The sequence below is a fragment of the Ruegeria sp. A3M17 genome (genome assembly GCF_003318255.1).
In the GTDB taxonomy this organism is placed as follows: Bacteria; Pseudomonadota; Alphaproteobacteria; order Rhodobacterales; family Rhodobacteraceae; genus Ruegeria.
The window spans coordinates 54,767-79,692 of record NZ_QOCF01000018.1; the positions used below are offsets into that span (position 1 = coordinate 54,767).

The following is a 24,926-nucleotide window of genomic DNA, read 5'->3' on the forward strand; positions in this document are numbered from 1 at the left end:
ACACGGGCAGGCGGTGAGGACAGTAAAATGAGAGCAGTTTCCAAATCAGCAGTCGCAGCAGGTGTTGCGTCTTTGGCGTTCCTCGCGGGATGCGAAGGCCCTATAGATTATGACCTGCGCGGCAATGTCGGAGGTTTTTCGACAGCCGACGCAGCGCAGGCGGCCACCGCGAACCGGCCTGCACCGGATGCGCGTGGCGTGATCACCTATCCCAATTATCAAGTGGCCGTTGCGCGCCGGGGCGACACGGTTGGCGATATCGCTGCCCGGGTCGGATTACCGGCAGCGGAAGTCGCGCGTTTTAACGGATTGCAAGCTGCGGACCAGCTGCGTGATGGCGAAGTGGTGGCCTTGCCGCGTACCGTCAGCGCGGCCAGCTCTGTCGATATCGCGACAATCGCAGGCACCGCGATTGACGCGGCTCCGGCGGATGGGTCGGTGCGCACATCGACGCTGGAACCTGCGCAACCAGCCGCCGCACCGGCCCCTGCGCCGGCGGGACCCGAACCCATTCGCCACAAGGTCAAGCGCGGCGAAACCGCATATACGATCGCGCGCTTGTATAACGTGCCGGTCGACGCTCTGGCCGAGTGGAACGGGCTGGGGTCCGACTTTACCGTGCGCGAAGGTCAGTTTCTGCTGATTCCCATCAAGAACCAGGCAGCACCCCGTCAGGAAGCTGCCGTTGCAACCGTTCCTGCGACCACGATCACCCAACCGGGGCAGGGCTCGCCCACGCCGACCCCACCGAGCGCGACGCAACCGCTGCCGGATGAGGAAATCAAACCGGCAGAACCCGCTCCGGACGTGACCGCCGAAGCACCCACAACGCAAAGCAACTCTGCGCTTGGCCTGCCGGTCACCGGAACGATCATCCGCACCTATAAAAAAGGCTCGAACGAAGGCATCGACATTGCGGCCTCTCCGGGTAGCCCGGTTAACGCTGCCGCTGCGGGCACCGTCGCCGCAATCACGGCCGACGCAGATCAGGTGCCAATCATTGTGGTCAAACACAACAGCGACCTGCTGACCGTCTACGCGAATGTCGAAAACATCACCGTGAAAAAAGGGGCTCGCGTCAAGCGCGGCCAAAAGATCGCGTCCCTGCGCGGTGGCGACAATGCCTACGTCCATTTCGAGGTGCGTAAAGGGTTCGAATCTGTCGATCCGGAACCCTATCTGCGGTGAGGGTTATGGCCCTGAGCGGGACGTGCCTTCTGCCAGAGTATTCGAGAAAAGACGAGACCCGTCAGGCGTGCGGATCATAATCGCTTAGGCTCTTGCCGGGCTCGTCTGCGAAGACCTCGGGCAGGGGCGAGATTGCTTCGACCAGGTCGATGCGGAAAACGCGGAACCCCTGGCGTAGCTCGCACCACGCCGTCAGCGTCCAGACGCGCCCCCAGTACTCCATGTGCAGGGGGCGTATGACCCGATCGGTCAGAACGCCGTCGATCCGGCGGTAAGACAGTCGTAACTTTTGCCGCGATTTGATGGCGGCGCGGATCGGGGCCATATGCGCCAGCCCACGCGCCGCATCGGCAAAGGGATAGACCGCAAATTTCCAACTGTCAGCCTCGGCCACGACCTGCGTTGGCAACACGGAGTCTATCTTGTCGGCCAGCGACGTGGCTGCGGCCTTGAGGTCGGGGTCTGCGGCTTCGGCCACGATGGCCATACCGAGGTTCAACGCCTCAAGCTCGGCAGGGGTCAGGTTCAGTGGGGGCAGGGTGATCTGCTCACGCACCATGTAGCCCACGCCGCGTTCGCCCTCGACCGGGACGCCCGAGGCAACCAGCGTATCCATGTCGCGATAGATCGTGCGGACCGACACCTCAAGCCGATCCGCGATGTCCTGCGCACGGTGCAGTTTACCGTCGCGCAGGATCTGGATGATATCGAACAGCCGGTCAGAGCGGCGCATGGGATGTCCTGCTTGTCATGACGCTCCGACGGTCCAGTGAATGAAATCGTGGCGCATGGTCACCGTGTCCGGCGCGATTGCGGCCATCACCGCAGGAGCGAAATCCTGCTTTGGAAAGGCTGCGGCGGCGGATTGAGCGCAATCCATGTCGGCCCAGATGACTGTGTCGGTCCAAAGCCCATCATCACCTGCGCTGAGGCGCCGAAAGACAAAGCCATCTGCGTTCCGAACAAAGGATTCAGTGCCTTTCATGATGTTCACGAAGTCCTCCTTTGTTACATTGGCCGCGAGTTTGAAGGTTACGGTTTCTGCGATTTGTGTCACGTCATGCTCCTGTTTTGATGAGACAGGGCCGTTGTACGTGTTCTCAACTGACATAAACCTGTCAGTTGAGAAATGCGAGTCCTCAAAAATCGCGTGATCCGTTCATTTTTGGGCACAGAACCGGGCCGACACGCTTTTGCGATGGACCGCCCGCGCGTAAACACGGTGCCAGATCACATTCCCGGCGCGCGTGCGCCGACTTCAAAGGAGAAGAGACATGCTTAACAATATCGGACTTCCCGGTCTTCTGCTGATTGCCGTTGTGGTGCTGGTGCTGTTTGGCCGCGGCAAAATCAGCTCGCTTATGGGCGAAGTGGGCAAAGGCATCACCTCGTTCAAGAAAGGCGTCAAAGAAGGTGCGGACGAGTTGGAGCAGGACGCGTCCGAGGTGGCAAAAGACGTCACGCCCGAGACCGACAAAGACAAGGTCTAAGCGCAGATGTTTGATCTGGGCTGGACCGAGCTTCTGGTCATCGGCGTTGTTGCCCTGATCGTTGTGGGGCCAAAGGACCTGCCGGTATTGTTCCGCAATGTCGGCCGCTGGGTTGGCAAAGCCCGTGGCATGGCGCGCGAATTCAGCAGCGCCATGAACGAGGCAGCGGATCAGGCTGGTGTGAACGAGATCAAGAAGGGTCTTAATGCGGCCACCAATCCTGTGAACACCGCCATGGACGGTGTCAAAGAAGCCGCACAGGAAATGGCCAAGAGCATGGACCCGACCAAGTTCGACCCCGACAGCGAGACCGGCAAGCTGGCTGCTGAACGTGCCGAGCAGGCCAAGAAGATCCAGGCCTCGACCGCGCGTGCCGCTGCCGAGCGTAAGGCCAAAGAAGCTGCGGATGCGCTAGCCAAGGCTGAAGAGGCCGAAGCCGCGCTGAATACTGAAAGCAAGACATGAGCAATACCGACGAGATCGAAGACAGCTCGGCCCCATTGATCGAGCATCTGGCAGAGCTGCGCACACGGTTGATTCACTGCGTCGTGGCGTTCCTGATCGGGATGATAATCTGTTTCACGGTCGCTACGCCGCTGTTTAACTTCCTGACGAATCCCTTGTGTCAGGTTCTTGCTGATCGCGGACAGGATTGTGGGCTGATCTTCATCTCACCGCAGGAAGGTTTCTTCGTCGCCATCAAGGTTTCGCTTCTGGGCGGCTTCATACTGGCGTTTCCCTATATCGGGATGCAGATGTGGCGGTTCGTGGCACCAGGCCTGTACCGGACGGAAAAGAATGCGTTCCTGCCGTTCATGCTGGCGTCGCCGTTCATGTTCCTGCTGGGGGCAAGCTTTGCGTTTTATGTGGTCACGCCGCTGGCTTACGACTTTTTCCTGGGTTTCCAGCAGTTCGGAGCGGAAGGCGAGGCAGTGGTTGACGGCACCGCCACAGCGCCGCTGAGCGTGGTCTTCCAGGGTTCGGCACAGGAATACCTGAACCTGACGATTAAGTTCATCGTGGCCTTTGGCCTCTGCTTCCAATTGCCCGTTCTGCTAACCCTGATGGGCAAAGCCGGGCTGGTAACTGCCGAAGGTCTGGGCGGCGTGCGCAAATACGCTGTGGTTGCCATTCTGGTTCTGGCCGCTCTGGTGACACCGCCTGACGTGATCACGCAGGTCATCCTGTTCGTGGTTGTCTATGGGCTGTACGAGATTTCGATCTTCCTGGTCGCACGCGTCGAGAAAAAGCGCGAGGAACAACTGCGCGCCGAAGGCTATTATGACGACGAAGAAGAAGCGGATGAAGAGATCATTCAGGAAGAAGAAGGCAAGTAATCCTGCTGATCGGTAACAATCAGGCGCGTCCGTCAGGGCGCGCCTTTTTTTGTGCGCGGCACTTGTTGCGCCCGGCGGAACATGGTTTGAAACCAGCAAAACCGACCGGAGGCGCCTATGAACGAACAAGCCCTGAACCGTATCGCTGACGCCTTGGAACGCATGGCACCGGCCCCATTGGCCGCTCCCGACTTCGAAGCTGCCCCGGCTTTTGTCTGGCAAGTCGAGCCGGACCGGCTTGAGCCGGTCAAACAGGTCAACCGTGTCGATCTGGACCTGCTGGTGGGCATTAATCGCTCACGTGATACGCTGCTGGACAACACGCGCCGCTTTGCGGCCGGGTACAAGGCCAACAACGCACTGTTGTGGGGCGCACGGGGCATGGGCAAATCCAGCCTCGTCAAAGCTGTCCACGGTACGTTGCAGGCGGAATTTCCTGACCTCAAACTGGTCGAACTTCAGCGAGAAGATATGGGCTCGGTCGCGCGCCTTCTCAACCATCTGCGCGCCGCACCACACCGGTTCATCCTGTTCTGTGATGACCTGTCGTTCAGCCACGATGATCAGCATTACAAATCACTGAAGGCGGTGCTGGACGGTGGCATCGAGGGTCGTCCCGAAAACGTTGTTTTCTACGCGACGTCGAACCGCCGTCACCTGATGCCGCGGGACATGATCGAAAACGAACGCTCCAGTGCGATCAACCCGTCAGAGGCGGTCGAGGAAAAAGTCTCGCTCTCTGACCGGTTCGGCCTGTGGCTGGGTTTCCATCCCTGTGATCAGGATGAATACCTTGCGATGATCGACCGCTATTGCGCAGCTCATGGTGTGTCCGTCGACGCCGATATCCTGCGCGCCGAGGCCATCGAATGGCAAGCCACCCGGGGCGGACGCTCGGGTCGCGTGGCATGGCAGTTCTTTGTCGATTTGGCTGGGCGCAACGGCGTGCATATCGCGTAATCCGCCCGCTTCATCTGGCCAAAAATATCCCCGCCGGAGGCATGGCCAAAAGGGCCATTCCTACAACAGCGTCAGAATTCGGGCCGCCTCATCCGCGGGGCTGGTCAACACTTCGCGGTCCTCGCCGGGATGGAACCGAGCGCGCACAGCCGTAGGCATTGGCGCGGGTTCCACGATCGAAACGCGTGGTCCTGTACGTTCTGTCTCCACCGCCCAGCTACGGGCAAGCGCCAGTTGCGCGGCCTTGGTTGCACCATAGATGCCATAGAACTTCTCACCCGCCTTGGGATCGTCAAAAAACACCGCATGGCCGCTGCCGCTCAGCAGGGGCGCGATATACGGGATCAGAACCGACGTGGCTGTTGCGTTGATGTTCACCGCCTTCGCCCATTCCTTGGGGTCTACGAAATGCGCGGGCGTCAGGGCCGAGGTGTGGACTGCAGTGTGCATCCACAGATCAACTTTGCCCCATCGGTCATGAATGCCCCTGCACAGAGTGGCCATGGCGTTCGGATCCGCAATGTCCATCGGTGCAAGCGTGGCCGCACCACCTTTGGCTTTGATCCGGTCATCCAGCTCTTCCAACCCACCAGTGGTGCGGGCGACGGCGACGATGTGATACTCGGGTGCCAAAGCTTCGGCCAGGGCAGCACCCAAACCGCGCGAGGCCCCGGTGATGAGGGCAATTTTGGTCTGATCGGTCATAAGGGCGGTTTGAACCCATGCGCGCAGGGCGTCAAGGCAGATTAACTTCCGGGGATGACGATCCGCTTGGTCTGGCCGCTTTGTCGCAGCATGACGCCTTCGTCATCAATGGCAATCACAGTGCCCGAGGACACCCGACTGCCGGGCTTGACCTCTTTGACCCGACCCGACGACAGGCGCACCAACGCACGCATGTCAGCTTTCGGACCAAATATGCCCAGCAGAGAGACGGAATTCTTCTTCAGCGCGCCCGTCTGTGTGGCCGCGCTTTTGACGTTGGCGTTTGACATGATTTCCGGCCCGGCCGCGTTGGCCTGACCCCTTGTTTTATGAGTGGTTCGGCAGATGCGCTATCAAACGAAGGACCGGAACTAAAGGGGCGGGGATTGCGCGTTTGCGCGGCTGAATAGCTGCGCCATCGAAGCCCCTGCAATTGCGGTTTCTTCATCGAAAAGTTGTGCGCGAAAACCAACCGATCAGGCGCAGCCCATACGTAAAAAGGCCCGCATCGCAATTGCGAAACGGGCCATCACCGCAATCTGATTCGCGAATGTGTCCTTAGCCAGACGCCAGTTTGGCCGCATTCCAGGACCCGCCGGGCACCTGCATGTCCTGCCTTTTCTTGCTGACCCGGTTGCTGTTCTCAAGGGTGTCCAGATAGTCCTCGCTGACGCTGCCGGTGATGTAATTGCCATCAAAGCACGAGCAATCGAAGGATTCGATGTCTGGGTTGCCTTCCTTGGCTGACCAAATCAGGTCATCGAGGTCCTGATAGAACAGGGCGTCTGCGCCCAGCTCCTGCCGGATGTCCTCAATATTCTTACCGTTTGCGATTAACTCATGCTTGGTGGGCATATCGATGCCATAAACGTTGGGAAATTTGACCGGTGGCGAGGCGCTGGCGATGAACACCTTTTTGGCACCGGCTTCGCGGCACATCTGAACGATTTTTTTGATCGTGTTGCCGCGTACGATGGAATCGTCGATCAGCAATACGTTATGGCCCTTGAACTCCAACGGAACGGCGTTCAGCTTGCGGCGCACGGATTTCTGCCGCTCTTCCTGACCGGGCATGATGAATGTGCGGCCTACATAGCGGTTCTTGACCAGACCTTCACGATAGGGAATGCCAGTGGCTTTCGCGACCTCGAGGGCCACAGGGCGTGCGCTGTCAGGTACCGGGATGATGCGGTCGATCTCAAGGCCCGCAGCTTCGATCTGGCGCGCCAGAGTCTGGCCCATACGCATCTGGGTTTTGTAGACCGAAACACCATCCAACAGCGAATCCGGACGGGCCAGGTAGACGTATTCAAAGATACAGGGGGTCAATTGACCTTCAACCGCCTGGAACGTGTGCATGTTGCCGTCAAGATCAATCAGGATGGCCTCACCCGGTTTCACGTCGCGCAACTTTTCAAATCCGTTGATGCCGAATGCCACGTCTTCAGACGCAAAGGCATAGTCGTCGCCATCCCCATCCACATCGCGCTTGGCAACCGACAGGGGGCGAATGCCGTAGGGATCGCGGAACGCCAGCATGCCAACGCCGGCCACCAGACAGATCACTGAATAGGCGCCCTGAACGCGTTCCATCGTCATCTTCACACCGGCAAAGATGTTGCGGATGGGTTCGGCGTTGCCGTTGACCTTAATCGCGTCGGCCACTTTGTCCGCCAGAACATTCAGCATAATCTCTGAATCCGACGTGGTGCGCAGGTGGCGGCTGTACTTGGCGGTGACTTTCTCGCGCTGCTCGGCGGTGTTGGTGATGTTGCCGTTATGGACCAGATAGATGCCATAGGGCGCGTTGACGAAGAACGGCTGCGCCTCAGCCGCGCTGAGCGATCCGGCAGTAGGATAACGCACATGCCCCATACCGACCTGTCCCAGCAGGGTCTCGGCGTCACTGGCGTTAAAGACGTCTTTGACCAGCCCGTTGGCTTTCTTCTCGCGGAAGAACTCACCGGTATAGGTCACGATCCCCGAGGCATCCTGACCCCGGTGCTGCAACATCAGCAGCCCGTCATAGATTTCCGCAAAGACATCATGTGTCCTGCTTGCGATCCCTAAAATGCCACACATATACGGGCTCCAATTTCCATGACGTGTTTATGTTGATTAGGTGTGCGGGTCGGACCGTCTGGACAGCGGTATCTGTACGCGTTGTCGCCCGGTCGGTTGGCGGCGCACACACGCCAGCGTCGTAAGGGCAAGCGCGTAAGAAAACAGATACAGCAAGATCGGCAGCTCCGATTCCATGTCAGTTCGCCACTCACATAATGCCTAAGCGCGCCTGTGTCATCAAAGGATCACATTCGCGATTTGACGCATGCGGATTTTGCCGAAAACAACATGAAAAGGTGGCGGGGGCCGCAGGCTTGTGCTGTCATGGTCGACATAGTGAGTTTTTGACAATGACATAGGTTCGATCGGGTAACCGCCATGTGGCAGCACAAACAAGGAAATAAGAAAGAAGAACCGGTTAAGCGGCGGTGCCACCGATGCAGGGGCATGGGCCGGGCCCCCTGTCAGATCTGTAATGGATCGGGCGAGGTTATCAAAAGCCGCGACATTCACGGGAAGCCAATTTTCAACCGCTGTGACGGCTGTTTTGGATTGAAAACGATCAGATGCACTGTTTGTGCAGGTGAAGGGTTCGTCTGAGCCCGCTCGATTTCAAAAATGCCCGGTTAGGTTCCAGTCCTTTAGGGCAAGCTTTGCAGCTTATTCGATTTTGCGGACAAAGTGTGAATTCGCTGCGCCAGACCCAAGGTCTGCAATTAATGTATAGCGTCTTGGAGTAACGGGTATTCTCGGACTCAGAAATGTCCGCGTCGCAGCTTTGATTACTCGAAGTTTAACGGGTGGATCACAGTTGTTCCACGTCTGTTACTGACGATTCAGCAACTCCTACAATTTCAAATCGCGCTAGCAGACTCACAGCGATGTAAATAGCGGCACACATTAAAAGAAAACCCAAGAAGTTTGGCTCATAAGCTTCCCTTGCCTCACGATAAATGTTCAGGCCTTCGATGTTTCGAAGAACAGAAAACCCCAAAACCGCAACTCCGATAAATGTGGGCAACACCAGGAGGAAAAACCGCCGAACACGCCGCCTACCAGTCAAATAGAGAAGTTTTCCACAGCTTCCGCACATGTGGAAGTCGGTTTTATTGAGCCCGCGATGGGGATTAGTTGAAGCCATCATTCGTGGTGGCTGAGGACTACCGCATTCCGGGCACTTAATACCGATAATCTTTGACCACCATGTCGGAAGCTCACCAATTCGCGGAGTGCTTACTTTGGGTGGATTGCCAGTGTTTCTTGCTAATTGTCTACAACGTGCCTTTTCGTATAATCGTCTCGACCTTCGATTTGGAACTGCTTCAACGACAGTTGATTTCTGCTCAGTAGCTCTTTGTACTTCCCACAAAGCGGACCTTCCATCAACTTGCAGCGTCGGTCAAAGTGGGCTCAAACGGCCATTGACCGTTCGTGGACCTGATCGTTGCAGACCACCGTTAGATGATCTGCAACCTTTGCCCAAAGGCCAAGCTCAAAGCCGGAAAATATTTATTCCGTGGTCGTTGGGGCTGTCAGTTCCTCGGCCGGTGCGGAACCCTCCGCACAGCTGGCGACCAGTTCTTCATATTGGCGGGTGACCCAGCCAAGAGCCGCTTCGGGGTTCTGTTCTTCGATCTTGTCGCTGAACTGCTCGAACACCTTTGCCGAACGGCTTTCGTCAACGATCGTATAGGACTGACCCGTCATCACCGTGTCATAGACAAAGAAGGCGATGGCAACCAACAGGATGCCGCGGGCGATGCCGAAGAAGAAGCCAAGTGCCTGATCCAGACCGCCCAAAGCAGATCGCTGGACGATCGACGAAAACAGGGGCGTAAAGATGCTGACAATAATAAGTGCAACTGCGAACACCGCAGCAAAGCCCGTGATGACGGACAATTCGCAGCTGTCGCGCAGGAAATCACCGACAACCGGGATCTCTTTGACCAGTGGCACCGCTTGGGGTGCAAAAATAAAGGCCAGCACTGCGGCTGCGACCCAGCCTGCGATGGCCAGAACCTCACGTAAGAAGCCGCGCGAATAGGCAAGAATGCCTGAAACGACGACGATCAGGGCAACGACCCCGTCAATTATTGTAAAACCTTCCATGGCCCTCGCCTGTTTTTTTCTGCCCCTCAGGGGGCGACTTTAACCTGCTCCGAAGGTTTCGCCAACAAACCCAACCAAATCAGAGGGTCGGGTGAGTGTCAGACCTGCCACAGTACCGGTTTTGCCGCCCGCCGGAGCGATTGCCGATGTGAAACCAAGTTTTTGGGCTTCTTTCAACCTGTTTTCGGTCTGCGGGGCCGGTCTAAGTGCCCCAGATAGCGAGATTTCTCCGAAAACAACGGTATCTGTGGGCAAGGCTGTGTCTTCTCGGGCACTCATCAGGGCCGCGGCTACGGCCAGATCTGCGGCGGGTTCACCGATTTTCAATCCGCCGGCGACGTTGAGGTACACATCGAGACCCGCAAAAGGGATGCCGCAGCGCGCTTCGAGCACGGCGAGGATCATCGCCAACCTCCCGCTGTCCCAACCGACAACGGTCCGACGTGGTTGTGAATGCGGGGACGGGGCCACAAGCGCTTGTAATTCAACCAAAACGGGGCGTGTGCCTTCGATCCCCGCAAAGACTGCCGACCCGGGGCTGGGTGTGCCACGCTCAGACAGAAACAAGGCCGATGGGTTGGTCACTTGTGCCAGACCTTTGCCCGTCATCTCGAACACGCCAATCTCATCCGCAGGGCCAAAGCGGTTCTTGACCGCCCGCAAGATGCGGAACTGATGGCCGCGTTCGCCTTCGAAATAAAGGACGGTGTCCACCATATGTTCGACCACACGAGGGCCTGCGATCTGGCCCTCTTTGGTGACGTGGCCGACCATGATGATTGAAACACCGTGTCGTTTCGCAAACGTGGTCAATTCATGCGCAGCCGCCCGGACTTGTGACACCGAGCCCGGTGCGCTGTCCACATTGTCGGCCCACATGGTCTGAATCGAGTCGATGATGGCCAGACCGGGTTTCTCAGCCTCAAGCGTCGTCAGAATGTTCCGCAGATTGGTTTCGGCGGCCAGTTGAACCGGCGCGTCCTCTAGCCCCAGACGGCGTGCGCGCATGCGGACCTGAGCGCTGGCCTCTTCGCCGGACACGTAAATTGTCTTGACGCCGGCACGTGCAAACCGCGCTGCGGCCTGCAACAGCAACGTCGACTTGCCGATACCTGGATCGCCCCCAACCAGCAGGGCCGAGGCCGGGACCAGACCGCCACCCAAAACGCGGTCCAGCTCTTCTACGCCGCACAAGGTGCGCGGCGGCGGTGTTTCCTCGGTCGACAGGTCCGTGAGTGTAATGGACTGGCCACGTTTGCCGCCGAGGGATTTCTTTGCAGGGCCAGCCGAAAGAGGCACGTCTTGCGTGATTGTGTTCCATTCACCGCAGCCGTCGCACCGCCCGGACCACCGGGAATGCGTTGCGCCACAGGCCGAGCAGGAGAAAGTTGTCTTTGCCATTCGGCCTTGGTGCCCGAGCGCGGGCAGTTCTTCAAGCCCTTGTAGGGCTTTCATCTCCGCCGGTGGCGCGCTGCGTCCTCAGGCCCGATGGGCCATCATCCCCGGCGGGCGCTGTCGCGCCTATTCCGCGGCGCGGGGCGGCGACATTGCTATGACGCTCGATTTCTTGGGATCGCGGTCGTCGACGGGTGATTGCAGCTGTGCCGACAATTCGGGCAGCAGTTCAAACAGTTCGTCCCGCAAACGCGCCAGCTGCGATTTGGCAATGGATTCTTCCATCTCGATATCGTGGGTCCATTGGCGCAGCTCATGCTGGATGACCTGCGCTTCTTCGATCCGTTTCTGGAACGTTTCAATCTCTTCCTGACGTTGCTGCAGGAACGTGCGGGCGCGGCTAACACGGGCATCGCCATAGGTTTCTGCCAGCTCTTGGCTGATGTGGCTCATTTGTGCGGCCAACTCGAGGATTTCGGGTTCGAGTGATTGCAGGTCGGGGTGGTGGCGCAGGAAGGCCATCCTTTCCTTGACCGCGTCGAATTCTGAGGACAGCAGAAACGTTTCGCCGCGATCCGCTGAATGGGCCAATTGGTAGGCCTGAGCCACGTCATACATGTTCAATGAAAACTTACGATGTGATGTTTCAAGCGCCATCATCCGGGCATTAGCGGGCAGATAGAACGCCAGCATGAGAATCAGCACGGTCAGGCCGATCTGGATATACATGCCCGCGTCCATAGCCGGATCGTTGCCGAAACCGGCCTGCATGGACAGCCAGGGCAGAACCCCCAAAGCGGATAAAAGACAGGCACCGACCAGGAACAATGCCGCGGTGCAAATGAGGAAAAAAGTCAGTCTTAAAAAGGCATTCTGAAATTGCAATGTGATGTTGTGGAGGGCAGTCATCTTAGACGAACTCCTTTTGAAACCGGAACACACCGGCCCAAAGCGGGGAACACCTAAAACACACAGAATGATCCGCTCAGGACCGAAACTACAAAAATTTTCTGCTCGAAATATAAAGATGATACTCAGATAAGCGTTTTCAATCAATTACGTCTGAGGATTTCGTGATCCGCGTGTCATTTCGGTAATGTGGCCCAATGCGAGCGAGGCCAGAATGCAAGCCGTAAACAGGTAAAGACCCCATGCGGTCTCAACGGTGGCGTAAGAGATTCCCTTGGCCAGAGTGATGTAAAGCGCGATGAGGAAAATGTCGGCCATGGCCAGTTTCCCGAGGATGCTGAGTGCGGGTTGGACGCGTGGGTCCAGCATGTCCCATTGGATCAGGGCGGTACCGATTGTTTTGATATAGGGCGCAAACAGGGCGAATATGGTGACGATCAGTGCCAGAAAGACGTCTGATTTCCACAGCGACTGCAGGCCAGTGATGACGCTGATCTCGCTGAGGCCGAAGATCGGCAGGAACCCCGCGCGCATCAGTGGCGCGAACCACGCGATGGGGTAGAGGATCAGAAGGGAGAGAGTCGCGAGGCGGAGGGTCATGTGTGCTGGCCTTCGGGTGGACGGAAATTTGCGCGCAAGACACGTGCCTTGATCACATGGAGCAAGCCTTGTTGACGCATACTGCTGGCCATTTGTGTCCTCTTCTCAGCAATCGGCTGAGTTTCAATGCAGCCTACACAAGATCCTTTCCAGGCCGTAAGTAATAATTTGTACCCGAACCTCTCGAGCCGTTAACGTGTCGTTAGGGTATCGAGTAGCAAATCTCTCGAGAGTATTGGGTTCGCTGAAGTAGTTGTAGTTCAACGCTGCTAGTTGGATTGAGAAGTGCAAATAGGTCTTCTCAGACAAACCCAAGTCGCTGTAGTGATTTTGAGCACTTTGCGGGATGTCTAAGCTTGTTCCAGCCCAAACGAATACATCCCGCTCAAACTCCTCTCTATCAAAAGCCTTGTCGCAAGCAACGTACAGAGCGTGAAGGTCGTGTCCCAATCGTTTGAGCTTTTCTTTTCGAAAACCAAGTTCTTTGGACAAGGTTGCTTTGAGAGCCAGTTCAGTTGCAAGGCCTAGCGTGTTGTAGACCGGTCCAACCGCAAAAGCATCCGGTTGATCAGATGGGTCGCTCACCGAGGTCAAGATATGGACTGCACTCAAGTATTGATGCGCAAAAAGTGATAGGGAGCGCCAGTAGTCCACTTCTACCGCACCGCCTCAATCGGTCCCTCGGCACTCCCACTGATAAACTGCTCCACATAAGGATCGCCCGAAGCGTCCATCTGGCTGACCGGGCCGGTCCATTGGATGACGCCTCCGTGCAGCATGGCCACGTTGTCGGCAATCGCGCGGACCGAGCTCATGTCGTGGGTGATGGTCATCGCGGTGGCGCCCATCTCGGTCACGATTTCGCGGATCAGGTCGTTGATGACGCCGGACATGATCGGGTCAAGGCCGGTGGTGGGTTCATCAAAGAAAATGATCTCGGGCTCGGCCGCTATGGCGCGGGCGAGGCCCACGCGCTTCTGCATGCCACCCGACAGTTCGGACGGAAAGCGGTCGGCCACGTCGGATTTCAGGCCCACACGGCGCAGTTTTTCAATGGCGATCTCACGCGCGTATTCGGCGGGGCGCTTCAACGGACCGCGTAGCAGACGGAAGGAAACGTTTTGCCAGACGGGCAGGGAATCGAACAAAGCCGCGCCCTGAAACAGCATTCCGAAGCGGGCTAGAAATTTATCACGATCGCCCTTGGCCGCGTCTTTGCCGTTCACGTAGATCATGCCGCTGTCGGGCTTGATCAGGCCCAGAATGCACTTCAGCGCCACGGACTTGCCGGTGCCCGAACCACCGATGATGACCATCGAGGTGCCCTTGGGGATCTCAAGGCTCATGCTCTGCAGAACCTGATTGTCGCCAAAGGCTTTTGCTACGTTCTCCATCCTGATCATACCGAGAAGAACACCCCTGTGAGAATGAAGTTGGCGGCCAGGATCATGATCGCGGCGGATTCGACCGAGGACTTGGTCGCTCGGCCGACGCCTTGTGCGCCCCGACCTGAATTCATGCCGGAGTAGCAGCCCATGATGGCTGCGATCAGGCCGAAGGCCGCGCCTTTGACCAGCGATGACACGATGTCCTTGGTTTCAAGGAAATTGACCGTGTTTTGCAGGTACGTTGCCGCGTTGAAGCCCAGATTTTGGGTTGCAACCACATAGCCGCCTGCGATGCCGATGATATCTCCTATACCGACCAACAGGGGCACCGTAATCAAGGCGGCCAGAACCCGCGGCGCGGTCAGATATTTCATCGGGTGGGTCGACAGGGTGACCAGCGCGTCGATCTGCTCGGTCACTTTCATGGTGGCAATCTCAGCCGCAATGGAAGACGTCACGCGCGCGGCGATCATCAGGCCAACCAGAACAGGTCCGAGTTCACGCACCATGCCGATGGCGACGATTTGGGGCACCACGGCCTCGGCGTTGAAACGCGCGCCGCCCGCATAGATTTGTAAGGCCAGCGCACCACCAGTGAAGATTGCGGTCAGGCCAACAACCGGCAGCGACAGCCAGCCGACATTCATCAGGGCAACGGCAAATTCGCGTGGGTAATAGGGTGGCCGAAAGATGTGTGATATCGCGTCCAGAGCGAATAGTCCCACCTTGCCAAAATTGGCAAGCATGGACAGGACAGCACGGCCCAAGCCACCTAGCGCGGCCAAGGGGTTCATTCCACGTATCCTCGGGAATAGCGCGCGCCCAGCGACGTCAGGATTTCATATCCGATGGTGCCGGCGGCTTCGGCCAGGTCGTCGACTGTTTGATGTCCGTTCAGGATGCGCAGGCGTTCGGGATCTTCGGGCAGATCGGTGACGTCGACCGTGATCAGGTCCATTGAAATGCGTCCGACAACGGGGCATGGCTGGCTGCCGGAAAACGCGTCGATCCCACCGCCGATGGCACGGTGCAAACCGTCAGCGTAACCAGCGGCAACGGTCGCAATGCGAGAGGGGCGGCGCGCGATCCAGCTGTTGCCGTATCCGACCGATTCACCGACCTCGACTGGGCGGACTTGGATGACCGGCAGGTCAACCGTCACCACCGGTTTCGCTTCGGCAAAGGGCATGCCGCCGTACAGGCCTACGCCGGGGCGGCAGAAATCAAAGTGGAATTCGGGCCCAAGAAACGTACCGCCTGTGGCCGCCAGCGATCTTGGTGATGCGGTGCCATCAGTCATCTCGCGGAAGGTCTTCAGTTGCTGGCGATTCATCGGATGATCGGGTTCGTCCGAGCAGGCCAGGTGCGACATCATTACGACGGGGTTCAGTGCCTCGGCCTTTGGGCGCAATTCAGCCCAGTCAGCAGGTTCCAGACCCAGGCGGTTCATGCCACTGTCCAGCTGAATACCAAAGGGATGGTCCGGAAGCGCCTGTTGATGGCGCGTGAATTGTTCGGGCGCATTGATCAGCGGCGTCAGGTCGTGATCGCGCAACAGCTCGGTGTCACCTTCCATATGACCCGAGAATACAGCGATCATCGGTCCGGGGCCGACGGCCTTACGCACGGCTACCCCTTCTTCGGCAACTGCAACAAAGAATTTGCGAACGCCTTCCTCTGCCAGGGTCGCGGACACAGGCTCGGCCCCTAGGCCGTAGGCGTCAGCTTTGACCACGGCGCCGGTTTCGACATCCGTTTTTGCATCGAGCGCGCGCCAGTTGCTGGCCAGCGCCTGAAGATTAATCGTCAAACGTGCGGTACTCATGGAACCGTTCATGACATTGGATCACGGCAGGTCAAGGGGGTACGCGGCGATTATTGCAATCTTCGGCAGGAACTTGGGCAAGTTCCGGCCTGTCGCGCAAGGCATTGGCGAAAAAGAGGTTGTGTCTACCCGCCCGAATATCAAACTTGGGCGCAAGTGGCGGGGATTGCGGTCCGCAGATAGAGGTCAGGATGAAATTTACGGCAGAGAAACAGGAATGGTCAAATGCGCTGCCCATGGTTTTCCGGCAGGTCTTTACAGATTCAGAAGGCGCTACCGAAGGCAAGGTGATCGGCGCCTTGGTGTCTGAGCTGTTGGCAAGCACGCCTGACGATGACCTGCACGCTGCTATTGCCCATGATGGTCCCCAAGTGCTGGGTTGCATCCTGTTTTCGCGGCTGCGCTTTGACCAAGATCCGCGACAGGTGTTCCTGATGTCGCCGGTTGCCGTGCGTACGGATCGCCAGAAAACGGGGATTGGGCAGCGACTGATCGCGTATGGGTTGGACGAGCTGCGCCGCGACAAAGTGGATTTTGTGGTGACTTACGGCGATCCAACCTACTACGGCAAAACCGGGTTTTTTCCGATTTCAGAAAAAGTCGCCCAAGCTCCTCTGCCTTTAAGCCATCCGCACGGGTGGTTGGGGCAATCGTTGACAGGGGCTGAGATGGTGCCGCTCAAGGGGCCATCTCACTGTGTCATTGCATTCAACAAACCCGAGCTGTGGTAAGGGTTAATACCCCTCAATCTGTCCGTCCTGTTGCCAGGGTTTGACCAGATTTCCAAAACGGGTGAACTGCGCCTCGAACGAGAGGTCAACCGTGCCGATGGGACCGTGGCGCTGCTTACCGACAATGACTTCGGCCTTGCCGTGCAGACGTTCCATGGCCTGCTTCCAATCTTCCATCTTTTCAAGTTCGTGATCGCCGGGCTTTTCACGTTCCTTGTAGTACTCCTCGCGGTACACGAACATCACCACGTCGGCGTCCTGTTCGATCGAGCCTGATTCCCGCAAGTCGGACAATTGCGGTCGCTTGTCGTCGCGGTTTTCAACCTGACGCGAAAGTTGGGACAGGGCGATCACCGGAATTTGCAATTCCTTGGCGATCGCTTTCATGCCCATCGAAATCTCGGCAATTTCGTTGACGCGGTTTTCGGCCATTCCCCGACACAGTTGCAGGTAGTCGATGACCAGAAGGTCCAGACCATGTGTCCGCTTCAACCGCCGCGCACGCGCTGCCAGTTGTGAGATGGGTAGGGCAGGCGTGTCGTCAATGAAAAGCGGGCAGGCTTCCAGTTCCTTGGCCGCGTCGACAAAGCGGCGGAACTCGGACTCGGTCATGTCGCCCTGACGGATCTTGTGCGAGGAAATCTCGGAGGCTTCGGCCAGAACGCGACCGGCCAACTGTTCAGCACTCATTTCCAATGAGAAAAAGCCAACAACACCGCCGTCAATCGCGCCCTCAGAGCCGTCTGGTTTCAGCCCACGTTTGTACGCCTTGGCGACGTTGAACGCCACGTTGGTCGCCAGAGAGGTTTTCCCCATCGACGGACGACCGGCAAGGATGATCAGGTCAGACGGGTGCAGGCCGCCAAGCTGCTTGTCCAAGTCAGCCAGACCGGTGGAGATCCCCGCCATGCCACCACCGCGTTGGTACGCTTCGTTGGTGACGTTGACGGCTTCTGTGACCGCCTTGAGGAAGGATTGGAATCCCTGTTCGGTCTGGCCCTGCTCGGATAACTGATAAAGCTGTTGCTCGGCTTCGACGATTTGTTCTTTTGGTTCGCTGCTGATGTCGACCCGCGCCGCCTTGTCCGAGATATCGCGGCCCAGGCGGATCAGCTCGCGCCGGATTGCCAGATCATAAATCATCTGGGCGTAGTCATGCACCGCAAAGGCGCTGATCGATGCGCCCGCCAGTTTGACCAGATAGGCCGGGCCACCCAGTTCCTGCAGGCCCTCATCCTCGGCCATGAAGGATTTCAGCGTCACCGGCGAGGCCAGCGCATTCTTGGCGATTCGGGTCGAGGCGACCTCATAAATCCGGGAGTGAACCGGGTCATAGAAATGCTCGGCCCCGATGATCGAGGCGACCCGATCGTAAAGATCGTTATTGGTCAGGATCGCACCCAGAAGCTGCTGTTCGGCCTCAATGGAATGCGGCATGGTTTCGGCGTTCTGAATCCGAGCTGCTGCCTGCTCGATACTGCTGATCTCGTTCATTTTGTCCCCGCTGCCCTGCGGCGCTTTCTACACGCTATTTTGGCGTGTCGGCTATCTGGAAATACCTGTGGCTAACTATGGATAAAGCCTTGGGATAACTTTCCTGACAGTTTGGATACCTGCGTATGCGTAGCTTATTATGTAGGAATTGGGAGAAAAGTCACCAGATATCGTGGCCGGTCAATCGATTCTTCCGGGCTTATCCCCAATCTGTCCACAAGAGGTTTACGTGGATTTATTTGCTTCCTGCCAGCCACGCGGGTCTTTCAGGAAGGCTTCGACACCGTCAAGTGTTTCCTGATCAAAGGCTTTCTGCGCTTTGGCCTCGGCCAGAACATCCCACCATGTGCACAGGTGATGCAATTGGATGCCGTGGTCGCCCAACGTTTTTTCGGTCTCGGGGAAGATACCGTAGTAGAAGATTACTGCCGTGTGCCCGCAAGTGGCACCTGTTTCACGGATCGCGTCCACGAAGGACAGCTTGGACCCGCCATCGGTGGTCAGATCCTCGACCAGCAGCACGCGCTCACCCTCGCTCATCGCGCCTTCGATACGGGCGTTGCGGCCATAACCCTTGGGCTTTTTGCGCACATAGGTCATCGGCAGAGCCATACGTTCGGCGACCATGGCGGCGAATGGGATGCCCGCGGTCTCACCGCCGGCGATATTGTCGAATGCTTCAAACCCGGCATCCCGCATCACGGTGACGGTCAGGAAATCCATCAGGGTCGACCGGATGCGCGGGTACGAGATCAACTTGCGGCAGTCGATATAGGTCGGGCTGGGCAAGCCGCTGGCCAGGGTGAACGGTTCGCGCGAATTGAAATGGACGGCTTTGATCTCCAGCAGCATCCGCGCGGTCAGGCGGGCGATTTCGGTGCTATCGGGGAAGGAACTGGGGATCATAACGGTACCTCTGGACTGAATGGCATTGCGGGCTGATAGCCTGTCCCCAGACCCAGAGTCGAGAGGGGTGTGCGCAAAAGAAAAGCGGACCTCACAAAGAGGCCCGCTTTGGCCCTTGCGGGCAAGAGGCAGCCAAGGTGGGCTTAGCTGCTCATGTCATAGGCACGCTCGCCGTGTACCGAAAGATCGAGCCCGTTTGTCTCAGTTTCTGCATCTACGCGAAGCGGAGTGATCAGCGCAACCACCTTGATCAACACAAATGTGACAACTGCCGTAAAGACACCCACGATGACCAGCCCACCCAGCTGCGCGGTCCAGGTGCCAATGCCGAATACTGCGATCATGATGGTGCCAAAGATGCCACCTACGCCGTGTACCGCGAACACGTCCAGAGTGTCGTCGATGTTCAGCTTGTTACGGATGATGTTCACGGCCTCTTGGCACAGCACGCCTGCTACGGCACCGATGATCAGCGCCTGAACCGGATCGACATATCCCGAGGCCGGAGTGATCGAGGCCAGGCCGGCAATCGTGCCGGTGACCAGACCCACCATCGAGGCTTTGCCGTATTTAATGCGTTCATACAGCGCCCATGTCAGCGATGCGGTTGCGGCCGAGATATGCGTAACAGTTATCGCCATTGCGGCACCGCCATCTGCCGCCAATTGTGAACCGCCGTTGAACCCAAACCAGCCAACCCACAACATCGCAGCGCCGATCATGACATAACCGGGGTTATGCGGCGGGGTTGTGCGGTTGCGCCGTGGGCCAAGCGCCACAGCGATGATCAGCGCGGCCAGACCTGCGGTTTCGTGCACCACGATGCCACCGGCAAAGTCACGCACGCCGATCTCGCCCAGAATGCCGCCATCGGTCAGAATGCCGCCGCCCCAGATCCAGTGAACGACGGGTGCGTAGCACAGCAGCATCCACAGTCCCGAGAAGATCATGACAAACCCGTAACCGACACGCTCGACATAGGCGCCGATGATCAGGGCTGGGGTGATGATTGCGAATGTCATCTGGAAGGCAAAGAACAGAACCTCAGGCAGGGTGCCCGACAGGCTGTCGACATCAACTCCGTTCAGGAAGGCTTTGCCCAGACCGCCCCACAGGCCCGACCCGCCGTCACCAAATGCGATCGAATATCCGGCGACCAGCCACAGGATGCTCATCAAACAGGCGATTGAGAAGCAGTGCATGAAAACGCTCAGCACGTTGCGGGCGCGCACGAGGCCGCCATAGAACAGGGCGAGGCCCGGCAATGTCATGAATAGGACCAGTGCAGTTGCAACTATGATCCAGGCGGTATCGGCTCCGTTCATCAGCCGTTCTCCTCTGTGGCGTCTTTAGCTTGCGTGGCTGGCGTTGAAGCGGAGAGAGGACGGGGAAAAAAGAGGCGGAGGGCGTTTTTGACGCCTGTTTTAAGGGCCTTTTGTGAACCGGTGATTAAATGAGCGCCAAAATGAGTGGGGTGCTAGATTATTAAGCAATTGACGAAAGGCCGCGCGACAACAGGTCCAAGGCATGATCGCGGGCGGCCAGCCGGACCTTGTCACGCCCCAACGGGCCGAATTCCACGGTTTGGGTCGTCGTCGTATGCCCGTCCACCGCCAATCCAAAGCACACGCGGCCTTCGGGTTTGAATTCAGATCCGCCAGGGCCCGCGATGCCGGTGATGGAAACGGTCAATTGCGCGTTTGAATTCCTTAACGCGCCTTGGGCCATCTCTTGCGCCACTTCCTCGGACACTGCGCCATATGCGTCCAGCGTTTCGGGTCGCACGCCTAGCATCTGTTGCTTGGCTTCATTGGTGTAGGTGACAAACCCGCGATCCACCACGGCCGAGCTGCCCGGGATATCCGTCAGCGCAGCGGCGACCATGCCGCCGGTGCAGCTTTCAGCTGTCGCGATCATCACGCCATGCGCCTTGGCGCGGTCAAGCAAGGAGGCGACATTCATAGGCCCAGAACACCGTGCGAGATGCCGGCGAGAACCAGAACGCTGATCCCGGCAAAGACGCCGGCGATCACATCGTCCAGCATCACGCCCATCGCGTCACCCTTGCGGTCAGCCCAGCCCACCGGGCCGAGTTTGGTGATGTCGAACAGGCGAAACAGAAGGAAACCTGCGATCCAGCCGGGCCAAAGGGCGGTGATATCAATTCCATGCGCCCAAGATGGGTAGGAAATCGCCCAGAGCGCGATGAACTGCCCAGCAACCTCGTCGATGACGATTTCAGACGGGTCGTGATCTTCTTGCCCAGCCGTCATCACTTTGGTGGCCCACAGGCCACCGACAAAAACGGCCACAGTGGCGATGACCAACAAGGGAAAACCGCCCAGCGTATGTAGAACCCAGGCCAGGGGCAGGGCGGCCAGAGATCCCCATGTTCCGGGTGCAGGGCGCAGATATCCGACGCCGCAAACGGTCCCGATCAATCGCGCGGTGTTCATGACTTCACCAAACAGGCAGTTGCAAGCGAGGCGATGCCTTCGCTTCGCCCGGTAAAACCAAGGCGTTCGGACGTGGTCGCCTTGACCGAAACCTGATCGACGCGCAGCCCCATGATGCGCGCCATTTCTTCACGCATCACGGGCGCGTGCGGACCGATCTTTGGGTATTCGCAGACCAGCGTGCAATCGACATTTGAGATGCTGTAACCCATCTGGACCGACAACTCGACCGCGTGCCGCAGGAAGATCTCGCTTGCTGCGCCCTTCCATTGGGGGTCCGAGGGTGGAAAGTGCTGGCCAATATCGCCCTGCGCCAGCCCGCCATAGATTGCGTCAGTAACCGCATGCATGCCGACATCCGCGTCCGAGTGGCCCTGTAGCCCCCGGTCATGCGGAATTTTGACGCCGCACAGGATCACGTGGTCCCCGTCGCCAAAGCGATGCACGTCATAGCCGTTGCCCAGTCTTACATCCATGTCCGTCCCCAATACGCTTTCCGCCCGGGCAAAATCCTCGGGTCTTGTGATTTTGATGTTATCGGCATCGCCTGGCACGATCACCACGTTCATACCTGCGGCGCGGGCGACTTCGACATCGTCCGCCGCGCCGCCAGAATGGGCCGCGTGCGCCGCGACAATCGCGTCATAGCGAAAACCCTGTGGGGTCTGCGCCGCAAATAAACCTGTCCGATCCTGTGTTCCGGTCACGACGGCTTCGTCACCGGTCCAGAGCGCATCTGTAACGGTCAGACCGGGTGCTGCAGCCTCATGCTTGGTCAGGGCGGTCAGGACGTCCGTAATGGTCTGGCTGCTTACGCAGGGGCGGGCGACGTCGTGAATCAGGACATGTTCGACCCCCAGCCCATCCAATGCATCCAGCCCGTTCCGCACCGACCTGGCGCGATCACTGCCACCTTTTGTCAGCAGCAGATCAGTGCCTAAAAACTCGTCCCAGGCGGTCTGATCATCTTCGGACAACACCAGAACAATATGGTCGACCTGATGGCGAAACCTGTCGATGGTCCAGTCCGCAACTCTGCGTCCGGCCAATGGTCGCCATTGCTTGGGAATGCCGCCTCCGGCGCGCAACCCGCGTCCTGCGGCGACGATGATGGCGGCGGTGGTCATTGGGCGAATTCTCCGATGATTTGAGCGCAGTGTTTAAGCTGCGGTGAATGTAGAGGCAATCACCCGCGTTAAGTTGCTTAAAAAATAGGCAGTTGATGATTTTGCAAGCTTGTTTCCTGCCGTTTTGTTGTTCATATGCGCCGAATTCGATATCTAAGTCGCAACTGCCCAAGGATTAAGCATGTTGACCCTGCATCTCGCCGACAAAACCTTGAATCCGCCGGTCATGCTGGCCCCGATGGCCGGGATCACTGATCGACCGTTCCGCGATCTGGTGATGCGCTTTGGCGCGGGCATGGTCGTCAGCGAAATGGTCGCCAGTCAGGAAATGGTGCAGGCCAAACCGGGCGTGCGGGAACGGGCCGAGCTGTCTGCTGACGTTGAAAACACCGCTGTTCAACTGGCCGGGCGCGAGGCGCATTGGATGGCCGAGGCTGCGCGTCAGGTGGCCGATCGCGGGGCGCGGGTGATCGACATCAATATGGGGTGCCCGGCAAAAAAGGTCACGAATGGCTATTCCGGTTCGGCGCTGCTTAAGACGCCGGATCACGCGCTGACGCTGATTGAGGCTGTGGTCGAGGCTGTCGATATTCCGGTCACTCTGAAAACCCGTCTGGGTTGGGACGACAACCTGCTGAACGCGCCGGACGTGGCGCGCCGGGCTCAAGGTGCGGGCATCCAGCTGGTCACAATCCACGGGCGTACGCGGTGCCAGTTCTACAAAGGACGCGCGGACTGGCAAGCGATCCGGGCGGTGAAAGAGGCGGTCTCGATCCCCGTCATCGCGAACGGGGATATCGTGAATTCTGACGCGGCGCGCACGGCTTTGGATCAATCAGGCGCCGACGGTGTGATGGTCGGGCGCGGGGCCCAGGGTAAGCCATGGCTGCTGGCCCAGATGTGCCACGATTTGTATGGCGCACAAGCGCCTGTCATCCCCGTCAATGGCGACCTGATCGACATGGTGCGCGGTCATTATGAGGCGATGCTGGACTTTTACGGCACCGATCTGGGTCTGCGCGTGGCGCGCAAACATCTGGGCTGGTACATGGATGAGGCCGCGACCCCGGCCACCATGCGCCGTGCGGTTCTGACCTCGCGGGATACCACCGAGGTGCTGCACCTGTTGGGCGATGCCCTGCACAGCGACGCAGAGGCCGCAGCATGACCTCGGACCAAAACATCTGGGCCTCGCTGCCGGTTCCGGCCTTCATTATTGATGCCGATGACCGGATTACGGACGTGAATTCCGCAGGAGAGGGGTTCCTGAACGCCTCCCGCAATGCAGTCATCGGTCACCCGGTCTGGGACCAGATCGCCGTAGATGCCCCACTGGAAGAAGCGTTTTTGCGCGCACGCCAACAGGGCACTCCGCTTTTCGTGAATGATGTGGATGTGGGGTCAGGCAATCGGGCGCCGCTGCAATGCGCTTTGCAGATCGCGCCGCTGCTTGGGCATCCGGGGTCGATGATCATGACCATGTCTCCACGCGAACTGGCAGGGCGGATGACGCGGGGCAACACGGTAAAATCTGCTGCGCAATCGGCGATTGGCATGGCCGAAATGCTGGCGCATGAAATCAAGAACCCGTTGGCGGGGATCACCGGGGCTGCGCAGCTTCTGAGCATGAATATCAGCAAGCAAGATATTGAACTTACAGACCTTATTGTTGCTGAGAGTCGCCGGATCGTGAAGTTGTTAGAGCAGGTCGAGCAGTTTGGAAACCTGACCAAACCAGATTTCAAGCCGGTCAACATCCATGACGTTCTGGACCGTGCGCGGCGCTCGGCGCTGTTGGGATTTGGCGCACATATGAAGATTATCGAAGACTACGACCCTTCGTTGCCGATGGCCTATGGTGACCCGGATCAACTTTTGCAGGTGGTGCTGAACCTGCTCAAGAACGCATCCGAGGCGTCCCCCAAAGGCGGTACAATCCGCCTGAGGACGTATTTCGAACATTCCTTCCGTCTGCGCCGCAGCGACGGTTCGGGGCATTCTCTGCCACTGCAGATCGAAATCATCGACGATGGTCCAGGGTTGCCGGACAAGATCCGCGGCGACATTTTCGATGCGTTCGTGTCGGGCAAGGAAAACGGCACCGGCCTTGGGCTGGCGTTGGTCAGTAAAATCATCTCGGACCACGACGGCTGGATTTTGGCCGAGTCGGTTCCGGGACACACCGTATTCCGCCTGTCCATCAGGCGCGCGCCGCGCGACGCGACCTGAGATGGACAACCGA

The 24,926-nt window shown here is 58.2% G+C and carries 28 protein-coding genes; 8 read left to right on the top strand and 20 right to left on the bottom strand.

From position 1 onward, the window contains the following. Positions 1-27 precede the first annotated feature (27 nt). Positions 28-1,188 (top strand): M23 family metallopeptidase, encoded by a 1,161-nt coding sequence (locus DS906_RS10405; RefSeq protein WP_113790115.1) that lies wholly within the window; start codon positions 28-30, stop codon positions 1,186-1,188. A 61-nt stretch (positions 1,189-1,249) separates the two neighbouring features. Here the strand turns inward: DS906_RS10405 and DS906_RS10410 are convergent, their stop codons facing one another. Next, a complete protein-coding gene (locus DS906_RS10410) occupies positions 1,250-1,921 on the bottom strand; it encodes a YafY family protein (protein WP_113790116.1) in 672 nt (223 codons plus the stop codon). 15 nt (positions 1,922-1,936) lie between these two features. Then, positions 1,937-2,245 (bottom strand): hypothetical protein, encoded by a 309-nt coding sequence (locus DS906_RS10415; protein WP_113790260.1) that lies wholly within the window; start codon positions 2,243-2,245, stop codon positions 1,937-1,939. Between the two features lie 217 nt (positions 2,246-2,462). On the opposite strand from DS906_RS10415, the gene DS906_RS10420 reads away from it, so the two are divergent. The 4 genes from DS906_RS10420 to DS906_RS10435 all read left to right on the top strand — a co-directional run bounded on the left by DS906_RS10420 (position 2,463) and on the right by DS906_RS10435 (position 4,975). Beyond that, complete coding sequence (locus tag DS906_RS10420; protein ID WP_058271822.1) at positions 2,463-2,678, top strand: twin-arginine translocase TatA/TatE family subunit; 216 nt, start codon at positions 2,463-2,465, stop codon at positions 2,676-2,678. Positions 2,679-2,684: 6 nt separating this feature from the next. Continuing rightward, positions 2,685-3,143, top strand: coding sequence for a Sec-independent protein translocase protein TatB (gene tatB / locus DS906_RS10425; RefSeq protein ID WP_058271821.1), 459 nt, complete (start codon positions 2,685-2,687; stop codon positions 3,141-3,143). After that, positions 3,140-4,015 carry a twin-arginine translocase subunit TatC gene (gene tatC, locus DS906_RS10430; protein ID WP_113790117.1) on the top strand — a complete coding sequence of 292 codons (876 nt, stop codon included), beginning with the start codon at positions 3,140-3,142 and terminating at the stop codon, positions 4,013-4,015. The genes tatB and tatC overlap by 4 nt, the downstream gene beginning before the upstream one ends. 117 nt (positions 4,016-4,132) lie before the next feature. Then, positions 4,133-4,975: an ATP-binding protein gene (locus DS906_RS10435; RefSeq protein ID WP_113790118.1), complete on the top strand. Its 843-nt coding sequence runs from the start codon at positions 4,133-4,135 to the stop codon at positions 4,973-4,975. 60 nt (positions 4,976-5,035) lie between these two features. On the opposite strand, the gene DS906_RS10440 is transcribed toward DS906_RS10435, so the two are convergent. The 12 genes from DS906_RS10440 to alr all read right to left on the bottom strand — a co-directional run bounded on the left by DS906_RS10440 (position 5,036) and on the right by alr (position 15,970). Then, entirely contained in the window at positions 5,036-5,680 is a 645-nt protein-coding gene (locus DS906_RS10440; protein WP_113790119.1) for an SDR family oxidoreductase, read from the bottom strand. A gap of 41 nt (positions 5,681-5,721) precedes the next feature. Continuing rightward, positions 5,722-5,970: a hypothetical protein gene (locus DS906_RS10445; RefSeq protein ID WP_113790120.1), complete on the bottom strand. Its 249-nt coding sequence runs from the start codon at positions 5,968-5,970 to the stop codon at positions 5,722-5,724. Between the two features lie 268 nt (positions 5,971-6,238). Continuing rightward, the gene (gene purF, locus DS906_RS10450) at positions 6,239-7,762 is read right to left on the bottom strand and encodes an amidophosphoribosyltransferase (protein ID WP_113790121.1); all 1,524 of its coding nucleotides are present in this window, start codon (positions 7,760-7,762) and stop codon (positions 6,239-6,241) included. A gap of 36 nt (positions 7,763-7,798) precedes the next feature. Further along, the gene (locus DS906_RS22200; RefSeq protein WP_158541312.1) at positions 7,799-7,939 is read right to left on the bottom strand and encodes a hypothetical protein; all 141 of its coding nucleotides are present in this window, start codon (positions 7,937-7,939) and stop codon (positions 7,799-7,801) included. 1,314 nt (positions 7,940-9,253) lie between these two features. After that, positions 9,254-9,853, bottom strand: coding sequence for a CvpA family protein (locus DS906_RS10460; RefSeq protein WP_113790123.1), 600 nt, complete (start codon positions 9,851-9,853; stop codon positions 9,254-9,256). Positions 9,854-9,892: 39 nt separating this feature from the next. Further along, a complete protein-coding gene (radA, locus tag DS906_RS10465; protein WP_113790261.1) occupies positions 9,893-11,254 on the bottom strand; it encodes a DNA repair protein RadA in 1,362 nt (453 codons plus the stop codon). Between the two features lie 120 nt (positions 11,255-11,374). Beyond that, entirely contained in the window at positions 11,375-12,157 is a 783-nt protein-coding gene (locus DS906_RS10470) for a DNA repair protein (protein WP_113790124.1), read from the bottom strand. A gap of 147 nt (positions 12,158-12,304) precedes the next feature. Beyond that, complete coding sequence (locus DS906_RS10475; RefSeq protein WP_113790125.1) at positions 12,305-12,757, bottom strand: paraquat-inducible protein A; 453 nt, start codon at positions 12,755-12,757, stop codon at positions 12,305-12,307. Between the two features lie 123 nt (positions 12,758-12,880). After that, on the bottom strand, positions 12,881-13,411 hold the full coding sequence (locus DS906_RS10480; RefSeq protein WP_113790126.1) for a hypothetical protein: 531 nt from the start codon (positions 13,409-13,411) through the stop codon (positions 12,881-12,883). Between the two features lie 2 nt (positions 13,412-13,413). Continuing rightward, a complete protein-coding gene (locus DS906_RS10485; RefSeq protein WP_108858454.1) occupies positions 13,414-14,160 on the bottom strand; it encodes an ABC transporter ATP-binding protein in 747 nt (248 codons plus the stop codon). Beyond that, positions 14,157-14,939: an ABC transporter permease gene (locus DS906_RS10490; RefSeq protein ID WP_113790127.1), complete on the bottom strand. Its 783-nt coding sequence runs from the start codon at positions 14,937-14,939 to the stop codon at positions 14,157-14,159. The genes DS906_RS10485 and DS906_RS10490 overlap by 4 nt, the downstream gene beginning before the upstream one ends. Beyond that, on the bottom strand, positions 14,936-15,970 hold the full coding sequence (alr, locus tag DS906_RS10495) for an alanine racemase (RefSeq protein WP_113790128.1): 1,035 nt from the start codon (positions 15,968-15,970) through the stop codon (positions 14,936-14,938). The genes DS906_RS10490 and alr overlap by 4 nt, the downstream gene beginning before the upstream one ends. 191 nt (positions 15,971-16,161) lie before the next feature. Between alr and DS906_RS10500 the strand changes: the two genes are divergently transcribed. Continuing rightward, complete coding sequence (locus DS906_RS10500; RefSeq protein WP_113790129.1) at positions 16,162-16,701, top strand: GNAT family N-acetyltransferase; 540 nt, start codon at positions 16,162-16,164, stop codon at positions 16,699-16,701. Positions 16,702-16,704: 3 nt separating this feature from the next. On the opposite strand, the gene DS906_RS10505 is transcribed toward DS906_RS10500, so the two are convergent. The 6 genes from DS906_RS10505 to DS906_RS10530 all read right to left on the bottom strand — a co-directional run bounded on the left by DS906_RS10505 (position 16,705) and on the right by DS906_RS10530 (position 22,684). Then, on the bottom strand, positions 16,705-18,195 hold the full coding sequence (locus DS906_RS10505) for a replicative DNA helicase (RefSeq protein ID WP_113790130.1): 1,491 nt from the start codon (positions 18,193-18,195) through the stop codon (positions 16,705-16,707). A 225-nt stretch (positions 18,196-18,420) separates the two neighbouring features. Beyond that, the gene (locus tag DS906_RS10510) at positions 18,421-19,101 is read right to left on the bottom strand and encodes an orotate phosphoribosyltransferase (RefSeq protein WP_108858457.1); all 681 of its coding nucleotides are present in this window, start codon (positions 19,099-19,101) and stop codon (positions 18,421-18,423) included. A 143-nt stretch (positions 19,102-19,244) separates the two neighbouring features. Next, positions 19,245-20,426 carry an ammonium transporter gene (locus DS906_RS10515; RefSeq protein WP_113790131.1) on the bottom strand — a complete coding sequence of 394 codons (1,182 nt, stop codon included), beginning with the start codon at positions 20,424-20,426 and terminating at the stop codon, positions 19,245-19,247. Positions 20,427-20,586: 160 nt separating this feature from the next. Continuing rightward, entirely contained in the window at positions 20,587-21,063 is a 477-nt protein-coding gene (locus DS906_RS10520; protein WP_113790132.1) for a CinA family protein, read from the bottom strand. After that, the gene (locus DS906_RS10525) at positions 21,060-21,557 is read right to left on the bottom strand and encodes a phosphatidylglycerophosphatase A (protein WP_113790133.1); all 498 of its coding nucleotides are present in this window, start codon (positions 21,555-21,557) and stop codon (positions 21,060-21,062) included. Before DS906_RS10525 ends, DS906_RS10520 begins: the two co-directional genes overlap by 4 nt. Then, positions 21,554-22,684 (bottom strand): bifunctional 2-C-methyl-D-erythritol 4-phosphate cytidylyltransferase/2-C-methyl-D-erythritol 2,4-cyclodiphosphate synthase, encoded by a 1,131-nt coding sequence (locus DS906_RS10530; RefSeq protein ID WP_113790134.1) that lies wholly within the window; start codon positions 22,682-22,684, stop codon positions 21,554-21,556. Before DS906_RS10530 ends, DS906_RS10525 begins: the two co-directional genes overlap by 4 nt. Positions 22,685-22,865: 181 nt before the next feature. Here DS906_RS10530 and dusB point away from each other — a divergent pair, with 181 nt between their 5' ends. Beyond that, entirely contained in the window at positions 22,866-23,852 is a 987-nt protein-coding gene (gene dusB / locus DS906_RS10535) for a tRNA dihydrouridine synthase DusB (protein ID WP_113790135.1), read from the top strand. Further along, positions 23,849-24,913 carry a nitrogen regulation protein NR(II) gene (locus tag DS906_RS10540; RefSeq protein ID WP_113790136.1) on the top strand — a complete coding sequence of 355 codons (1,065 nt, stop codon included), beginning with the start codon at positions 23,849-23,851 and terminating at the stop codon, positions 24,911-24,913. Before dusB ends, DS906_RS10540 begins: the two co-directional genes overlap by 4 nt. Positions 24,914-24,926 lie beyond the last annotated feature (13 nt).